A 16228-nucleotide genomic window follows, 5' to 3' on the forward strand; every position below is an offset into this window, starting at 1 on the left:
CTACGCCTGCTCCCGGCGGCGCCCGCCGCCGGCGCCGTCGCGCAGGGCGTGCAGGGTGTCGATCCGGTTGGTGGTGATCGAGTCGACGCCCAGGTCCAGCAGGCGGGCCATCGAGCGGCGGGTGTCCGGGGTCCACACGGACAGGAGGTAGCCGTCGCGGTGGACGCGGGCCGCCAGGTCCCGGCTCACCAGGGAGAAGCGGTAGTTGAGCCAGCGCGGGCGGATCGCGTCCAGCAGCACGGGCCGGGGCGGGGCCAGCGTCGTGCGGGTCAGGGCGATCTCGGCGGCCGGATCGGCGGCGCGGACGGCCAGCATCGCCTCGGCGCCCGCGCAGTAGTAGACGCGCTCCCCGGCCCCGCTCTGCCGGACCACGTCCATGACCCGGTCCACCGTCCGCCGCTCGACCGGCCCGCACAGGTCCGCCATCACCCGGCAGTCGCCGGTCGCGGCCAGCGCCTCCGCCAGCGTCGGCACCCCGCCCGCCGTGAGCCCGCGCACCTCCTCGGCGGACAGCGCGGCCAGCGGCCGGCCGACGCCCCACAGCCGCTCGAGCGTGTCGTCGTGCAGCAGCACGGGCACGCCGTCGCGGGTGAGCCGTACGTCGACCTCCACCACGTCCGCGCCCCGGCCGAGCGCGGAGCGGAGCGAGGCGAGCGTGTTCTCACGGAGGCGATAGGGGTCGCCGCGGTGGGCCACGGCGGTCACGGTCTGCATGCCCCCCATTGTGGGGTGCGTCAGGAGGCGAGCCAGGTCGCGGTGTACGCGTCGATCTCCGCCGCGAGCCGGGCCTTGCCGGCCGGGTCCAGGAAGGAGGCCTCCACCGCGTTCTTGGCGAGGCCGGCGAGGCCCCGCTCGTCCAGGTCCAGCAGCCGGGCCGCGACCGCGTACTCGTTGTTGAGGTCGGTGCCGAACATCGGCGGGTCGTCGGAGTTGATCGTCACCAGCACCCCGGCCCGCACGAACTCCTTTATCGGGTGCTCGTCCAGGGTGCGGACCGCGCGGGTGGCGATGTTCGAGGTCGGGCAGACCTCCAGCGGTATGCGGTGCTCGGCGAGGTGCGCGAGCAGCTTCGGGTCCTGCGCGGAGCTGGTGCCGTGCCCGATGCGCTCGGCGCGCAGCTCGGTCAGCGCGTCCCACACCGTCTTTGGGCCGGTCGTCTCACCGGCGTGCGGCACCGAGTGCAGACCGGCGGCGATCGCGCGGTCGAAGTAGGGCTTGAACTGCGGCCGGGGCACGCCGATCTCCGGCCCGCCGAGCCCGAACGACACCAGCCCCTCCGGCCGGATCCGGTCGTCCGTGGCCAGCCGAGCCGTCTCCTCGGCGGACTCCAGCCCCGCCTCGCCCGGAATGTCGAAGCACCAGCGCAGTACGGTCCCGAACTCGGCCTCGGCCGCCTTGCGGGCGTCCTCGATAGCCGCCATGAAGGCCGGCTCGTCGATGCCGCGCCGGGTGGAGGAGAAGGGGGTGACGGTCAGCTCGGCGTACCGCACCTGCTGCCGGGCCAGGTCACGGGCCACCTCGTAGGTGAGCAGCCGGACGTCCTCCGGGGTGCGGATCAGGTCCACGACCGACAGGTACACGTCGATGAAGTGCGCGAAGTCCGTGAAGGTGAAGAAGTCGGCCAGGGCCTCGGGATCGCTCGGCACCTTGGAGTCGGGGTGGCGGGCGGCCAGCTCGGAGACGATGCGGGGGGAGGCGGAGCCGACGTGGTGGACGTGCAGTTCGGCCTTGGGCAGTCCGGCGATGAAGGTCCGCAGATCACGGTCGGCGGTGCCGACGGCGGGTACGGAACTGTCGGTCATGGGGTCCTCCCCGAAAAAAGGGCGCCCGCGCATCGTGGTCCGTGGTGGTGCGGGCGCGGTGATCGGCTGATCGGTTGCGCGGCATCATCGTAGGCCCCGGCCCCGAGCCCTCCCGACCTGCCCGTAGCATGGCGGCACAGCCAGCAGAGGGGGGCCTTCACCATGTCCGACGACGTGCCGCAGTCCACGCCGCAGGAGCATCGGCCCACCGGCGAGGACCAGGCGTCACCCCGGGTGTCCCTGGACAAGCCCCAGGACGAAGGCCCCCAGGGACGCGCTCCGTGGGCGGCTTCGGGGGAGGGGAGTGCTTCGGGTCCGGGGCGGGAGTCGATACCCGAGGCCCGTCCGGACGCCGGTCCCAGGGACGGATACGGGTCCGTCCACTACCAGCAGACGGTGACCTCGCTGCCCTCCTCGCCGGACGAGCCCTCCGACGCCGTGCCGTCGGCCTGGGCCCCGCCGGCCGCGGATTCCGCGCCCCCGGCCGCGAACCCGTTCGCGCCCCCCGCGGCCACACCGCCCCCGGCGAACCCGTACGCCCCGCCGGCCGCCCCCGCGAACCCGTACGCCCCGCCCGCCGCCGCGGCGCACGCGTACGCCCCGCCCTCCGCGCCCGCGAACCCTTACGCGCCGCCGGTCTCCTACGCACCGCCCGCCGCACGGCACGCGGGGCCGGAGCCGGTTCCCCCGCCGCCCATCGCCCCCGACGGCCCCGGCCAGGTGCCGTACGGCTATCCGGGCCCGGCGGCCTACGGCTACCCCGGCCGGCCCCAGCCGCCGTACGCCGGTCCGTACGGCTGGCCCGGTATGCAGCCCGTGCCGAGCAACGGCCTGGGCACGGCCTCGCTGGTGCTCGGCATCCTGGGTGCGATCTGCTTCCTGCTGTGGCCCATCGCCCTGGTGCTGGGCATCCTGGGCATCATCTTCGGCGCCGTGGGCCGCGCGAAGGCCAACCGCGGCGAGGCGACGAACCCCGGCGTGGCCCTGGCCGGCCTGATCTGCGGCGCGGCGGGCATCGTCCTGGCGCTGGTCTTCGTCGCGGCGCTGCTCGCGGCCGGCTCCTGAAACCGGGGCCGGTGCGCGGCGCTTCGCGTGGGCGCGGCAAGCCACCGCCAACCCGGTCTCGGCCAAGGCCGGCGACCTGAGCGCTGTGGGTGGCGAGGGCACATCACTCCCCACCGGGCGCCCGGATACGCCCCGGCCAACCGCGCCCGGACGCGCCCCGGCAAGCCGGCGCCGGACACATCCCGGCACCCCGCCGCGCCAGTCCCCCCGCGCTCCGACACGCCCCGGCGCCATCAGCCCGCCGTCACCCGACCCCCTCCTTCAACCGATCCCGCGCCTCCATCAGCGCGAACCCCAGAAGGTTCAGCCCCTTCCACCGCTCCGGGTCCGATGCCGCCTCGTCGTTCGCCGCGAGGCCGATGCCCCACACGCGGTCCACGGGGCTCGCCTCCACCAGGACGCGGTCGCCGGTGCCCAGCAGGAAGTCGCGCAGCGCGTCGTCGGACGCGAACTTGTGGACGCTGCCCTCCACCACGATCCGGAACCGCTCCCGCTCCCAGACCGCCTCGTCGAAACCGCGGACCAGCCGCCCCGCCTTCTTGGCCTGAGCCGGATGCCCCGCGGCCAGGATCCGCCGCTCCGCCTCGGCGTCGCCGAAGAGCCGCGCCTTGCCCGCCATCATCCAGTGCTCCGCCGTCGCGTACTCGACGCCGTCGACGACGAACGGTGACGGCCACCACTGGCTCAGACAGCTCGCGCCGATCGTGCCGTCCGGTCTCGGCCGGTGCCCCCAGAAGTGCAGGTATCTGATCCGGTCGCCCTCCCGGACCGCCCTGATCAGCGCTTCCACCCCGTCGATCTTCCCCATGCAGGCGAGTCTGGCACGCACCACTGACACTCCGTCCCTCCTTTTACCCCCCGACTCGACATCTGGTCGACAGATTCCGTCGCGTAACCAAAAGGCAACAACGGAATCACTTGTTGGAGTCCTTGTGCTCTGTCAGGATCGGCACTCAAATCGAGCTGGAGCTACGCCACCCACCCCCTGGGACGGGGCGAACGGCGGAGGAGAGCGACATGCACAACCCGGGCACCGCCACCCCGGAACGATTTCCCGCCGAGGACCGGTTCGCCGACGGTGCGCAGTTCATCGCGGGCCGGCTGACCAAGGGCACCTCGGGCCGTACCCACGCCGTGGTCGACCCCGCCACCGGCGAGGAGGTGTACACCTACGAGCTGGCCGGCCCCGACGACGTCGACGCGGCCGTCGCCGCCGCGCGCGCGGCCTTCCCGGGCTGGGCCTCGCTCACCCCGGGCGAGCGCTCGGACGCCCTGCACCGGTTCGCCGCCGTGCTCGCCGACCGCGCCGAGGACCTCGCCCGAGCGGAGTCCCTGCAGTGCGGCAAGCCGCTCAAGCTCACCCGCGAGTTCGACGTGCCGGGCACCATCGACAACACCGCTTTCTTCGCGGGCGCCGCCCGGCACCTGACGGGGCAGTCCGCCGGTGAGTACTCCGGCGACCACACGTCGTACGTCCGGCGCGAACCGATCGGTGTCGTCGGGTCGATCGCGCCCTGGAACTACCCCCTGCAGATGGCCGCCTGGAAGATCCTCCCGGCGATCGCCGCGGGCAACACCATCGTGCTGAAGCCCGCCGAACTCACGCCGCTCACCTCGCTGCTGTTCGCCCAGGCCGCCACGGACGCCGGCATCCCCGACGGCGTCGTGAACATCGTCACCGGCACCGGCAGGGAGGCGGGGGAGCACCTGGTCGGCCACCCGGACGTCGCGATGACCTCCTTCACCGGGTCCACCGCCGTCGGCAGGCGCGTCGCCGAGGTCGCCACCGCCACCGTCAAGCGGCTGCATCTGGAGCTGGGCGGCAAGGCGCCGTTCGTCGTCTTCGACGACGCCGACCTGGAGGCCGCCGTCCACGGCGCGGTCGCGGGCGCGCTCATCAACACCGGGCAGGACTGCACGGCCGCCACGCGCGCGTACGTGCAACGGCCGCTGTACGACGCGTTCGTGGAGCGGACCGCCGCGCTGATGCAGACCGTACGGCTGGGCGATCCGTTCGCCCCGGGCACCGACCTCGGGCCGCTCGTCTCGCACGCCCAGCGCGACCGGGTCGCCGGCTTCGTGGACCGTGCGCGTGCCTACGCGCGCGTGGTGACCGGCGGCGAGGCGCCGGGCGGCGACCTGGAGAAGGGCGCCTACTACCGGCCGACCCTGATCGCCGGCGCGGCCCAGGACAGCGAGGTCGTCCAGTCCGAGATCTTCGGTCCGGTGCTGGTCGTCCTGCCGTTCGACGGCGACGAGGAGGGCATCCGGCTGGCCAACGACACGCCGTACGGCCTGGCCGCCTCCGCGTGGAGCCGCGACGTGTACCGGGCGAACCGCGCCACCCGCGAGATCAAGGCGGGCTGCGTGTGGATCAACGACCACATCCCGATCATCAGCGAGATGCCGCACGGCGGCTACAAGGCCTCCGGCTTCGGCAAGGACATGTCGGCGTACTCCTTCGAGGAGTACACGCAGGTCAAACACGTCATGTTCGACAACACGGCGGTGGCCCGGAAGGACTGGCACCGCACCGTCTTCGGGGACCGGTGACAGCCGGACACACCACCAGGAACCGGCTGCCGCCGGGCGTGACGTTCCGGCCCTCGACCAGGCCGACCACCCAACCCTCCCGAAAGGGCACCACGCGCATGGAGAGTTACGAGCCCGACCGCCTGAACCCGGTCGAAGTCGCCGCCGTACGGCGCAGCCTGCGCACCGGCCGGGCCGCGCTCACCCGCCGGTCGCTGCTGCGCGCCTCCGCGGGCGGCGCGCTCACGGTCGGCGCACTCGGGGCGCTGAGCGCCTGCGGCATCCCCGCGGCGAACAAGACGCTGGGCGGCGTGTCCGCCGACGACCACTCGGCCAAGGAGAAGGTCGTCAACTTCTCCAACTGGCCCGAGTACGTCGACGTGGACGACAAGACCAAACGGCACCCCACGCTCGACGCGTTCGCCAGGCAGACCGGCATCCAGGTCAAGTACACCGAGGACATCAACGACAACGACGAGTTCTTCGGCAAGATCCAGCCGGAGCTCGCCGCGGGCCACGACACCGGCCGCGACCTGATCGTCCTCACCGACTGGCTGGCCGCCCGGATGATCCGCCTCGGGTATGTGCAGAAGCTCGACCCGTCCAACCTGCCGCACGCCTTCGCCAACCTGTCGGACCAGTTCCGCGCCCCCGACTGGGACCCCGGCCGCGCCTACTCCTACCCCTGGCAGGGCATCTCCACCGTCATCGCCTACAACAAGAAGGCGCTCGACGGCATCGAGGTCAAGTCGGTCTCCGACCTGCTCGACAACCCCAAGCTCAAGGGCCGTGTCGGCTTCCTGACGGAGATGCGCGACAGCATCGGCATGACCATGCTCGACATGGGCAAGGACCCGGCGAAGTTCACCGACGACGACTTCGACGCGGTGATCGCCCGCCTCCAGAAGGCCGTCGACAAGGGCCAGATCCGCCGCTTCACCGGCAACGACTACACCTCGGACCTCACCAAGGGCGACTTCGCCGCCTGTGTCGCCTGGGGCGGCGACATCGTCCAGCTCCAGGCGGACAACCCGCACGTCGGCTATGTCATCCCCGACAGCGGCTACATGACGTCGACCGACAACATGCTGATCCCCAACAAGGCGCGCCACAAGACGAACGCCGAGCGGCTCATCGACTTCTACTACCAGCCCGAGCCGGCCGCCGAGCTCGCCGCGTACGTCAACTACGTGAGCCCCGTCGCGGGAGTGCAGCCCTACCTCGCCAAGATCGACAAATCGGCGGCCAACAACCCGCTGATCCTTCCCGACAAGGCCATGCAGGCGAAGTCCCACGCGTTCCGCGCGCTCACGCAAGCGGAAGAGACCGCCTACCAGCAGAAGTTCTCGAAGCTCACAGGGGCGTGACGACGATGACGACACCAGACAACAGCGGCGACGTCCGCCTCTCCGGTATCTCCAAGACCTACGACAACGGCTTCACCGCCGTGCACCCGCTGGACCTGACCGTGCCGCAGGGCTCCTTCTTCGCCCTCCTCGGCGCCTCCGGCTGCGGCAAGACCACCACCCTGCGCATGATCGCCGGCCTGGAGGAGCCCACCAGCGGCACCGTGCGCCTCGGCGACCAGGACGTCACGCATCTGCCGCCGTACAAACGGCCGGTGAACACGGTCTTCCAGTCCTACGCCCTCTTCCCGCACCTCGACGTCTTCGAGAACGTCGCCTTCGGCCTGCGCCGGCGCGGTATCAAGAGCGTGAAGAAGCAGGTCGAGGACATGCTGGAGCTGGTCCAGCTCGGCGAGCAGGCGCGCAAGAAGCCGCACCAGCTCTCCGGCGGCCAGCAGCAGCGCGTGGCCGTCGCCCGCGCGCTGATCAACCACCCGAAGGTGCTCCTCCTCGACGAGCCGCTCGGCGCCCTCGACCTGAAGCTGCGCCGCCAGATGCAGCTGGAGCTCAAGCGGATCCAGACCGAGGTCGGCATCACCTTCATCCACGTCACGCACGACCAGGAGGAGGCCATGACCATGGCCGACACGGTCGCCGTGATGAACGCGGGCCGCGTCGAGCAACTCGGCTCGCCCACCGACCTGTACGAGAACCCGAACACGACCTTCGTCGCGAACTTCCTCGGCACCTCCAACCTCATCGAGGCCGAGGTCGACACCAGGAGCGGCGACGACATCGTGCTCAAGGCGGGCGGCGGCAAGCTGGTGCTGCCCGAGTCGCGCTGTTCGGCCCCGACGGCCACCGGCGGCAAGGTGCTGGTCGGCATCCGCCCGGAGAAGATCTCGCTCACGCACGCCGACGACGCGGGCGGGATACCCGAGGGCCGCAACCGGCTCACCGGAAAGATCGCCGACGCCAGTTTCATCGGCGTCTCCACCCAGTACGTCATCGACAGCCCGGTCTGCGACGAGCTGTCGGTGTACGTGCAGAACGTCGAGCGCGACGGCCGGCTCGTGCCCGGCGCCGACGTCGTCCTGCACTGGAGCCCGGCGCACACCTTCGGCCTGGACGCGGCCCAGGACATCGACGCGGGCACCGAGGAAGAGGCGGCCGCCTGATGTCGACGCTCACCGAAGCCGAGGCGCCCCCGCCCCTCGCGCCCACCGCGCCCGAGACCAGGCCCCCGCGCAGACGCGGCCGGTTCACGCCGTACTGGCTGCTGCTGCCCGGCATCCTGTGGCTGCTCGTCTTCTTCGCGCTGCCGATGGTCTACCAGGCCTCCACGTCCGTGCAGACGGGCTCGCTGGAGGAGGGCTACAAGGTCACCTGGCACGTCGCGACGTACTGGGACGCGCTGAGCGAGTACTGGCCGCAGTTCCTGCGGTCCGTGTTCTACGCGGCCGCCGCGACGGTCCTGTGCCTGCTGCTCGGCTACCCGCTGGCGTATCTGATCGCGTTCCGCGCGGGCCGCTGGCGGAACCTGATCATGATCCTGGTGATCGCGCCGTTCTTCACCAGCTTCCTGATCCGCACCCTGGCCTGGAAGACGATCCTCGCCGACAACGGCCCGGTCGTGCACGTGCTGAACTCGCTGCACGTCCTGGACCTCACCGGCTGGCTCGGCTGGACGGCCGGCGACCGCGTCCTCGCCACACCGCTGGCGGTGGTGTGCGGACTGACGTACAACTTCCTGCCGTTCATGATCCTTCCGCTGTACACCTCGCTGGAACGGATCGACCCGCGGCTGCACGAGGCGTCCGGCGACCTGTACGCCAAGCCCTGGACCACCTTCCGCAAGGTCACCTTCCCGCTGTCGATGCCGGGCGTGGTCTCCGGCACGCTGCTGACCTTCATCCCGGCGGCCGGCGACTACGTCAACGCCGAACTCCTCGGCTCCACCGACACCCGCATGATCGGCAACGTCATCCAGACGCAGTTCCTGCGGATCCTGGACTACCCGACGGCCGCGGCCCTGTCCTTCATCCTCATGGCCGCCATCCTGGCCATGGTCACGATCTACATCCGCCGGTCCGGGACGGAGGATCTGGTCTAAATGCCCTTCGTCACCTGGCTCAAGCGCCATCTCGTCGTCATCGCGGGCATGCTGACGCTCGCCTATCTGCTGCTGCCCAACGTCGTCGTCACCGTGTTCTCCTTCAACAAGCCGAAGGGGCGCTTCAACTACGAGTGGCAGCAGTTCTCCGTGGACGCCTGGAAGAAGCCGTGCGGCGTCGCCGACATGTGCGGCTCGCTGTCCATCAGCCTGCAGATCGCCGTCTGGGCGACGATCGGCGCCACGGTCCTCGGCACGATGATCGCCTTCGCGCTGGTCCGCTACCGCTTCCGCGCCCGGGGCGCCGTCAACTCGCTGATCTTCCTGCCGATGGCGATGCCCGAGGTCGTCATGGCCGCCTCGCTGCTCACCCTGTTCCTCAACATGGGCGCGCAGCTCGGCTTCTGGACGATCCTCATCGCCCACATCATGTTCTGCCTCAGCTTCGTCGTCACCGCGGTCAAGGCGCGCGTGATGTCGATGGACCCGCGCCTGGAGGAGGCCGCCCGGGATCTGTACGCCGGCCCGGCGCAGACCTTCCTGCGGGTCACCCTGCCCATCGCGGCGCCGGGCATCGCCGCGGGCGCGCTGCTGTCGTTCGCGCTCTCCTTCGACGACTTCATCATCACGAACTTCAACGCCGGTTCGACCGTCACGTTCCCGATGTTCGTGTGGGGTTCGGCGCAGCGCGGCACGCCCGTGCAGATCAACGTGATCGGTACGGCCATGTTCCTCGTCGCCGTCCTCATCACGCTGTTCTCGATGCTCGTCACCAACCGCCGCAACAGCCAGAAGGCATAGGCCTGTTCAGCAGTCCTCTGTAGGGAGTTGAAATCATGGCCCCAAGCGCCATGAGCCGTGGCACAGACACCTGGATCGCCTCTCTGTCCGAAGCCCAGCCGGTCCCGTACTGGCTGGAAGACCCCGGCAAGCCCCAGGCCGAGCCCGCCCTCACCGGCGCCGACACCTGCGACCTGCTGGTCGTCGGCGGCGGCTACAGCGGGCTGTGGACCGCGCTGAACGCGAAAGAGCGCGATCCGCGGCGGGACGTGGTCCTGCTGGAAGGCCGTGAGGCGGGCTGGGCCGCCTCCGGCCGCAACGGCGGCTTCTGCGCCGCCTCCCTCACCCACGGCCTGGCCAACGGCCTCACCCGCTGGCCGGGCGAGATCCACAAGCTCCAGGAGCTGGGCCGGCGCAACCTCGACGAGATCGAGGCCGCCCTCGCCCGGCACGGCATCGACTGCGACTTCGAGCGCACCGGCGAGATCGACGTCGCCACCGAGGCCTACCAGGCCCGCGAACTGCGCGACTGGCACACGGAGCTTCAGGACGAGGGCCTCGCGGACGGCATCGAGTTCCTGGACGCCGACGCGGTGCGCGAGCAGGTGAACTCGCCGACGTTCCAGGCCGGTCTGTGGGACCGCGAGGGCGTGGCCATGCTGCACCCGGCCAAGCTGGCCTGGGGCCTGAAGAAGGCGTGCCTGAAGCTCGGCGTGCGGGTGTACGAGCACACGCCCGCGCTCACCCTGAAGCAGTACGGCGCCGGAATGGCCGTACGCACCCCGTACGGCGCGGTCCGCGCCCGCCAGGTGGCCCTGGCCACCAACGTCTTCCCGAACCTGCTGCGCCGCGTGCGCTCCTACACCGTGCCGGTCTACGACTACGCGCTGATGACCGAGCCGCTCAGCGCGGACCGACTCGCCTCGCTCGGCTGGAAGAACAGACAGGGACTCGGCGACAGCGCCAACCAGTTCCACTACTTCCGGCTGTCCGCCGACAACCGCGTCCTGTGGGGGGGCTACGACGCGATCCACCACTACGGCGGCCGGGTGCGCGCCGAGTACGACGACCGGCCCGAGACGTACGCCAAGCTCGCGGGCCACTTCTTCACCTGCTTCCCGCAGCTGGAGGGCGTCCGCTTCACCCACGCCTGGGGCGGCGCCATCGACACCTGCTCGCGTTTCTCGGCGTTCTTCGGCACCGCCCACCAGGGCAGGGTCGCGTACGCGGCCGGGTACACCGGGCTCGGTGTGGGCGCGACCCGCTTCGGCGCGGACGTGATGCTGGACCTGCTGAGCGGGGAGCGCACCGAGCGGACGGAGCTGGAGATGGTCCGCACGAAGCCGCTGCCGTTCCCGCCCGAGCCGTTCGCCTGGACCGGCATCGCGCTCACCAAGTGGTCCCTGGCCCGCGCGGACGCGCACGGCGGCCGCAGAAACCTGTGGCTGCGGACGCTGGACCGGCTGGGCCTCGGCTTCGACAGCTGAGCCCGGATGTGACCCAGGTCACGCCCTAGCGGGCGCGGAACCCGCGTAATGCCCACGGAAGGCCTCCCTCTCTCCCTCTGAGGCGACCGCACCGGACGGTCGGGACGAGAACAGGGAGGCCTTTCGGATGACTGGGGCGAAGACGGCCGTCGAGTGGCTGGCGTCCGTGGCGCCGGACCCCGAGGCGTGCCGCTGGGAATGGGAGCGCAACCCCCTCGGGGTCGCGCTGCTGCCCGCCGGCCGGGCCTGGGACGTGCTGATCCTGCCGGGTGACCTCGGCTATCCCACCCTGGACGTGCTCACGCGCGTCCTCGACCGGCCCGGCCCGGTGCTCGTCGACTTCGGCGACCACCGGGTCGGGTTCTTCGTGCCGCCCGGCACCGCGGCCCGCTGGGTCGGCACCGGCGTGCGCACCGCGGGCTCCGGCACCTGGATCGTCGTACCGCACCCGGGCCGGGCGACCCGGGACGTGCGCTGGCTGGTGCCGCCGGACGGCTCGGGCACGCTGACCGACCCCGCGCTGCTGGAACTGGCGATGCACGAGGCGGCGGCGTGGCTGGCCGGGGGCGGGGACGGCTAGCGCCCGAAAGCCTTGACAACAGGATTGGTCTGGACCAAGTTGAGTGCGCTCCACCCTCCAACTCCCCCACCACCGGAGGCCCTTGTGGACCGCACCCCCCGCGCCCCCCGCGCACGGCGTCCCAGATCCGTCCTCGCCCTGCTCACGGCCGCCCTGCTGGCCGTGCCCGGCATCACCGCACTGTCGTCGGCCGCCCGTGCGGCCGACGCGGACCTCGCGACCAACGGCGGCTTCGAGTCCGGCCTGACCGGCTGGACCTGCACGGCCGGTACGACCGTGAACTCACCGGTGCACAGCGGGAGTTCCGCACTCCAGGCGACCCCGGCCGGCAGCGACGACGCCCAGTGCGCGCAGACGGTGACCGTCCGGCCCGGCGCGCAGTACACCCTGTCCGGCTACGTCCGCGGCGCCTACGTCTACCTCGGCGTGAACGGCACCGGCACCACCGACGTCTCCGCCTGGACCCCGTCCGCCTCCGACTGGCAGCGGCTGACCACCACCTTCACCACCGGCGCCACCACCACCGAGGTCACCCTCTACACCCACGGCTGGTACGGGACGGGCGCCTACTACGCCGACGACATCTCCCTCACCGGTCCCGGCGGCAGCGGCACCGACCAGCCGCCCGCCGCGCCCACCGGCCTGAAGGCCACCGCCGTCACCTCGTCCGCCGTGACCCTCGCCTGGTCGCCGGTCACCGGCGCCACCGGCTACACCGTCTACCGCGACGGCACCAGGTCCCAGACGGTGACCGGCACCTCGGCCACCGTGACCGGGCTGTCCGCCTCGACGGCCTACGGCTTCCAGGTCACCGCGAGCAACGCCGCCGGCGAGTCCGCGAAGTCCGCGGTGCTGACCGCCACCACCGGCGCCGGCACCGGAACCGGCGGCGGCTCCGCCGGCCTGCCCGCCCACGCCCTCGTCGGCTACCTGCACGCGAGCTTCGCCAACGGCTCCGGCTACACCCGCCTCGCCGACGTACCCGACAGCTGGGACGTCATCGACCTCGCCTTCGGCGAGCCCACCTCGCCGACCTCCGGGGACATCCACTTCGACCGCTGCCCGGTCACCGAGTGCCCGACCGTGGAGAGCGACGCCGACTTCAAGGCCGCGATCAAGGCCAAGCAGGCGGCCGGCAAGAAGGTGCTGATCTCGATCGGCGGCCAGAACGGCCAGGTCCAGCTCACCACCACCGCCGCCCGGGACGCCTTCGTCTCCTCGGTCTCGGACATCATCGACACCTACGGCCTCGACGGCCTCGACGTCGACTTCGAGGGCCACTCCCTGTCCCTCGACACGAGCGACACGGACTTCAGGAACCCCACCACGCCGGCGATCGTCAACCTCATCTCGGCGCTGAAGACCCTGAAGGCGAAGTACGGCCCCGGCTTCGTGCTCTCGATGGCGCCGGAGACCTTCTTCGTGCAGATGGGCTACCAGTACTACGGCACCGGCAAGTGGGGCGGCCAGGACCCGCGCTGCGGGGCGTACCTCCCGGTCATCTACGCCCTGCGCGACGACCTCACGCTCCTGCACGTCCAGGACTACAACTCCGGGCCGATCATGGGCCTGGACAACCAGTACCACTCCATGGGCGGCGCCGACTTCCACATCGCCATGACCGACATGCTGCTCACCGGCTTCCCGGTCGCCGGCGACCCGGACGACGTCTTCCCGCCGCTGCGCCCCGACCAGGTCGCCATCGGCATGCCGGCGTCCACGAACGCGGGCAACGGCTATGTGGCGCCCGCCGAGGTCACCAGGACCCTGGACTGCCTGACGAAGAAGACGAACTGCGGCTCGTACGCGACCCACGGGACCTGGCCCGCACTGCGCGGTCTGATGACATGGTCGGTGAACTGGGACCGTTACTCGGACTGGGAGTTCCAGAAGACGTTCGACGCGTACTTCGGCTGAGCCCCGTCACCAGGGACAGGGCGGCCAGCAGCACGATGGACAGGCACCAGCCGGCCACCACGTCCAGCGGCCAGTGCCAGCCGCGCCGGACCAGGCCGTACGACACCCCGAGCACCAGCAGCGCGCAGCCGGCCACCAGCAGGCGGCGGGCGAGGACCGACCGGAGCCAGGGCAGCAGGATCAGGGTCGCCGAGCCGTAGGCGACGGCCGCCGTGGCCGTGTGCCCGGAGGGGAAGTAGCCGACGGCCGGGGGCACCACGGGGGTCCCCGGCCGTGCGGTCCAGTCCTTCAGCGGCACGACGGTCGCCGGGACCAGGGCCATCAGCACGGCCGCGGCCAGCGGCGGCAGCCACCACCGGTACGTGCGGGCGGCTCGCCCCCGCCACAGGACGTAGCCCACGGCCGCGATCAGGACCGGGACGGCGACCTCGATGTTGCCCAGGTCGGAGAGGACCGCGCCGAACCGGTCCGGATGGACGAGGGACCGGCTGAGCCGGGCGTCCAGGCGCAGCAGCGGGCCGTGCGCGACGACCTGCCAGGTGATCAGGGCGAAGAGGACGGCCGGGACGCCGAGGAGCGGGACATGGCGGACTGCGCGGGACACGGCGTCCAGCTTGTCAGACATTCGGCCCGGGCGACCGTACGACATACGGTGGGCCGGGCACCCGAGAAGGGCGCCGAAGAACGGCAGCGGGGAGAAGGAGGTCGGCCGCCCCGGAACAGGGGGGGTGGTTCCGGGGCGGCCGACCGGACCGGAACGTCGCTCGCCCCGGGGGGTTTGGGGCGGCGACCGTCCGATCGGTGAGGAGATCCCGGAGCCGTCAGGCGCCGGTTGTGTGCGCGAGGGCACGACCAGGTCGAAGCTGGGGAGGCCTCGGCCCGAAATCGCCCACAGTCCCCTGTGGGCGGGGTGTATCTCTCATCTGGGTAGAACCTACGGCAGGCCGGGCCGCTTGGGCAGACGGAATCGGGTCCCGTCATCCACCTCGCACACCTTCTTCACACGGCCTGCCGCAGGCGCCCTTCACAGGGGAGAGCGCTCGCTCAGATGGGCGTCGAACGCCCGCTCGGCGGGGCTCAGATGCCGGCGAAGGCCTGCTCGATGATGTCGAGGCCCTCGTTCAGCAGGTCCTCGCCGATCACCAGCGGGGGCAGGAAGCGCAGCACGTTGCCGTAGGTGCCGCAGGTGAGGACCAGCAGGCCCTCGGCGTGGCAGGCCTTGGCGAGCGCGGCGGTGGCCTCGGGGTTCGGCTCCTTGGTCGTACGGTCCTTGACCAGCTCGATGGCGATCATGGCACCGCGGCCGCGCACGTCGCCGATGACGTCGAACTTCTCGGCCATGGCGGTGAGGCGACCCTTCATGATCTCCTCGATGCGCTGGGCCTTGCCGTTGAGGTCCAGCTCCTTCATCGTCTCGATGGCGCCGAGCGCACCGGCGCACGCGACCGGGTTGCCGCCGTAGGTGCCGCCCAGCCCACCGGCGTGCGCGGCGTCCATGATCTCGGCGCGCCCCGTGACGGCGGCGAGCGGAAGACCGCCGGCGATGCCCTTGGCGGTGGTGATCAGGTCCGGGACGATGCCCTCGTCCTCGCAGGCGAACCACTGCCCGGTCCGGCAGAAGCCGGACTGGATCTCGTCCGCGACGAACACGATCCCGTTGTCGGCGGCGAACTGCCGGATGGCCGGCAGGAAGCCCTTCGCGGGCTCGATGAAGCCGCCCTCACCGAGGACCGGCTCGATGATGATCGCGGCCACGTTGTCCGGGCCGACCTGCTTGGTGATCTGGTCGATGGCCTGCGCGGCGGCCTCCGGACCGGCGTTCTCCGCGCCGGTCGGCCACCGGTAGCCGTACGCCACCGGCACCCGGTACACCTCGGGCGCGAACGGCCCGAACCCGTGCTTGTACGGCATGTTCTTCGCCGTCAGCGCCATCGTGAGGTTGGTCCGCCCGTGGTACCCGTGGTCGAACACCACCACGGCCTGCCGCTTGGTGTAGGCACGCGCGATCTTCACGGCGTTCTCGACGGCCTCGGCGCCGGAGTTGAACAGCGCGGACTTCTTGGCGTGGTCACCCGGGGTCAGCTCGGCCAGCGCCTCGGCGACCGCGACGTACCCCTCGTACGGGGTGACCATGAAACAGGTGTGGGTGAAGTCGGCGAGCTGGGCGGAGGCACGGCGTACGACGGCCTCGGCGGAGGCGCCGACGGAGGTCACGGCGATACCGGACCCGAAGTCGATGAGCCGGTTGCCGTCGACGTCCTCGATGATCCCGCCGCCCGCGCGCGTGGTGAACACCGGCAGCACCGAGCCCACGCCCTGCGCGACCGCGGCGGTACGGCGGGCCTGCAGCTCCTGCGACTTCGGGCCGGGGATGGCGGTGACGACGCGGCGCTCCTGCGGAAGTGCGCTCATGAGGGCTCCCTGAAGATCTTGCGTACCGGGCGGTCCCGGGATTCCGGGCGGTGATTTTTCGGCCGCATACCTGTCTTTCTTCGCAGGCTAGGGCCGGGCGCGGGGGGTGGGCATGCTCCATGTGGGCGTCTTCGGGGGTGGGGGTTGTCCGGAGTGGACATAGCAGGGTGGGAAAGGTACGCCCGGTCGGCGGG

Annotated in this window: 13 protein-coding genes and 1 pseudogene; 9 read left to right on the forward strand and 5 right to left on the reverse strand. The window is 71.3% G+C overall.

Annotation, left to right across the window (positions count from 1 at the left end; all coding sequences use genetic code 11):
* Both AB0950_RS20630 and AB0950_RS20635 read right to left on the reverse strand, forming a co-directional pair.
* Window positions 1–714 (reverse strand): glycerophosphodiester phosphodiesterase, encoded by a 714-nt coding sequence (locus AB0950_RS20630; protein WP_360572658.1) that lies wholly within the window; start codon window positions 712–714, stop codon window positions 1–3.
* Between the two features lie 20 nt (window positions 715–734).
* Window positions 735–1835: an adenosine deaminase gene (locus tag AB0950_RS20635; RefSeq protein WP_360152689.1), complete on the reverse strand. Its 1101-nt coding sequence runs from the start codon at window positions 1833–1835 to the stop codon at window positions 735–737.
* 129 nt (window positions 1836–1964) lie between these two features.
* Here AB0950_RS20635 and AB0950_RS20640 point away from each other — a divergent pair, with 129 nt between their 5' ends.
* A complete protein-coding gene (locus AB0950_RS20640; RefSeq protein ID WP_366779140.1) occupies window positions 1965–2867 on the forward strand; it encodes a DUF4190 domain-containing protein in 903 nt (300 codons plus the stop codon).
* Between the two features lie 244 nt (window positions 2868–3111).
* Here the strand turns inward: AB0950_RS20640 and AB0950_RS20645 are convergent, their stop codons facing one another.
* The gene (locus tag AB0950_RS20645) at window positions 3112–3675 is read right to left on the reverse strand and encodes an NADAR family protein (protein ID WP_366779141.1); all 564 of its coding nucleotides are present in this window, start codon (window positions 3673–3675) and stop codon (window positions 3112–3114) included.
* Between the two features lie 209 nt (window positions 3676–3884).
* On the opposite strand from AB0950_RS20645, the gene AB0950_RS20650 reads away from it, so the two are divergent.
* The 8 genes from AB0950_RS20650 (at window position 3885) to AB0950_RS20685 (ending at window position 13622) form a co-directional block, all read left to right on the forward strand.
* Window positions 3885–5420 carry a gamma-aminobutyraldehyde dehydrogenase gene (locus AB0950_RS20650; protein WP_360152698.1) on the forward strand — a complete coding sequence of 512 codons (1536 nt, stop codon included), beginning with the start codon at window positions 3885–3887 and terminating at the stop codon, window positions 5418–5420.
* A gap of 98 nt (window positions 5421–5518) precedes the next feature.
* Window positions 5519–6766 (forward strand): spermidine/putrescine ABC transporter substrate-binding protein, encoded by a 1248-nt coding sequence (locus AB0950_RS20655; RefSeq protein WP_366779142.1) that lies wholly within the window; start codon window positions 5519–5521, stop codon window positions 6764–6766.
* Window positions 6763–7923: an ABC transporter ATP-binding protein gene (locus tag AB0950_RS20660; RefSeq protein ID WP_360152704.1), complete on the forward strand. Its 1161-nt coding sequence runs from the start codon at window positions 6763–6765 to the stop codon at window positions 7921–7923. The genes AB0950_RS20655 and AB0950_RS20660 overlap by 4 nt, the downstream gene beginning before the upstream one ends.
* A complete protein-coding gene (locus AB0950_RS20665; protein ID WP_360152708.1) occupies window positions 7923–8858 on the forward strand; it encodes an ABC transporter permease in 936 nt (311 codons plus the stop codon). Before AB0950_RS20660 ends, AB0950_RS20665 begins: the two co-directional genes overlap by 1 nt.
* Window positions 8859–9659 carry an ABC transporter permease gene (locus AB0950_RS20670; protein WP_360152711.1) on the forward strand — a complete coding sequence of 267 codons (801 nt, stop codon included), beginning with the start codon at window positions 8859–8861 and terminating at the stop codon, window positions 9657–9659.
* Window positions 9660–9694: 35 nt separating this feature from the next.
* The gene (locus AB0950_RS20675; RefSeq protein ID WP_360152714.1) at window positions 9695–11125 is read left to right on the forward strand and encodes an FAD-dependent oxidoreductase; all 1431 of its coding nucleotides are present in this window, start codon (window positions 9695–9697) and stop codon (window positions 11123–11125) included.
* Window positions 11126–11252: 127 nt separating this feature from the next.
* Entirely contained in the window at window positions 11253–11705 is a 453-nt protein-coding gene (locus AB0950_RS20680) for a hypothetical protein (protein ID WP_360152717.1), read from the forward strand.
* An 84-nt stretch (window positions 11706–11789) separates the two neighbouring features.
* On the forward strand, window positions 11790–13622 hold the full coding sequence (locus AB0950_RS20685; RefSeq protein WP_360572650.1) for a glycosyl hydrolase family 18 protein: 1833 nt from the start codon (window positions 11790–11792) through the stop codon (window positions 13620–13622).
* 70 nt (window positions 13623–13692) lie between these two features.
* On the opposite strand, the pseudogene AB0950_RS20690 reads toward AB0950_RS20685, so the two are convergent.
* Both AB0950_RS20690 and gabT read right to left on the reverse strand, forming a co-directional pair.
* Window positions 13693–14271, reverse strand: a pseudogene (locus AB0950_RS20690) (phosphatase PAP2 family protein); the annotation flags it as partial.
* 428 nt (window positions 14272–14699) lie between these two features.
* Entirely contained in the window at window positions 14700–16034 is a 1335-nt protein-coding gene (gabT, locus tag AB0950_RS20695; RefSeq protein ID WP_366779143.1) for a 4-aminobutyrate--2-oxoglutarate transaminase, read from the reverse strand.
* Between the last annotated feature and the right edge of the window lie 194 nt (window positions 16035–16228).

Origin of the sequence: Streptomyces sp. NPDC007189 (assembly GCF_040703635.1) — a bacterium.
Lineage (GTDB): Bacteria > Actinomycetota > Actinomycetes > Streptomycetales > Streptomycetaceae > Streptomyces.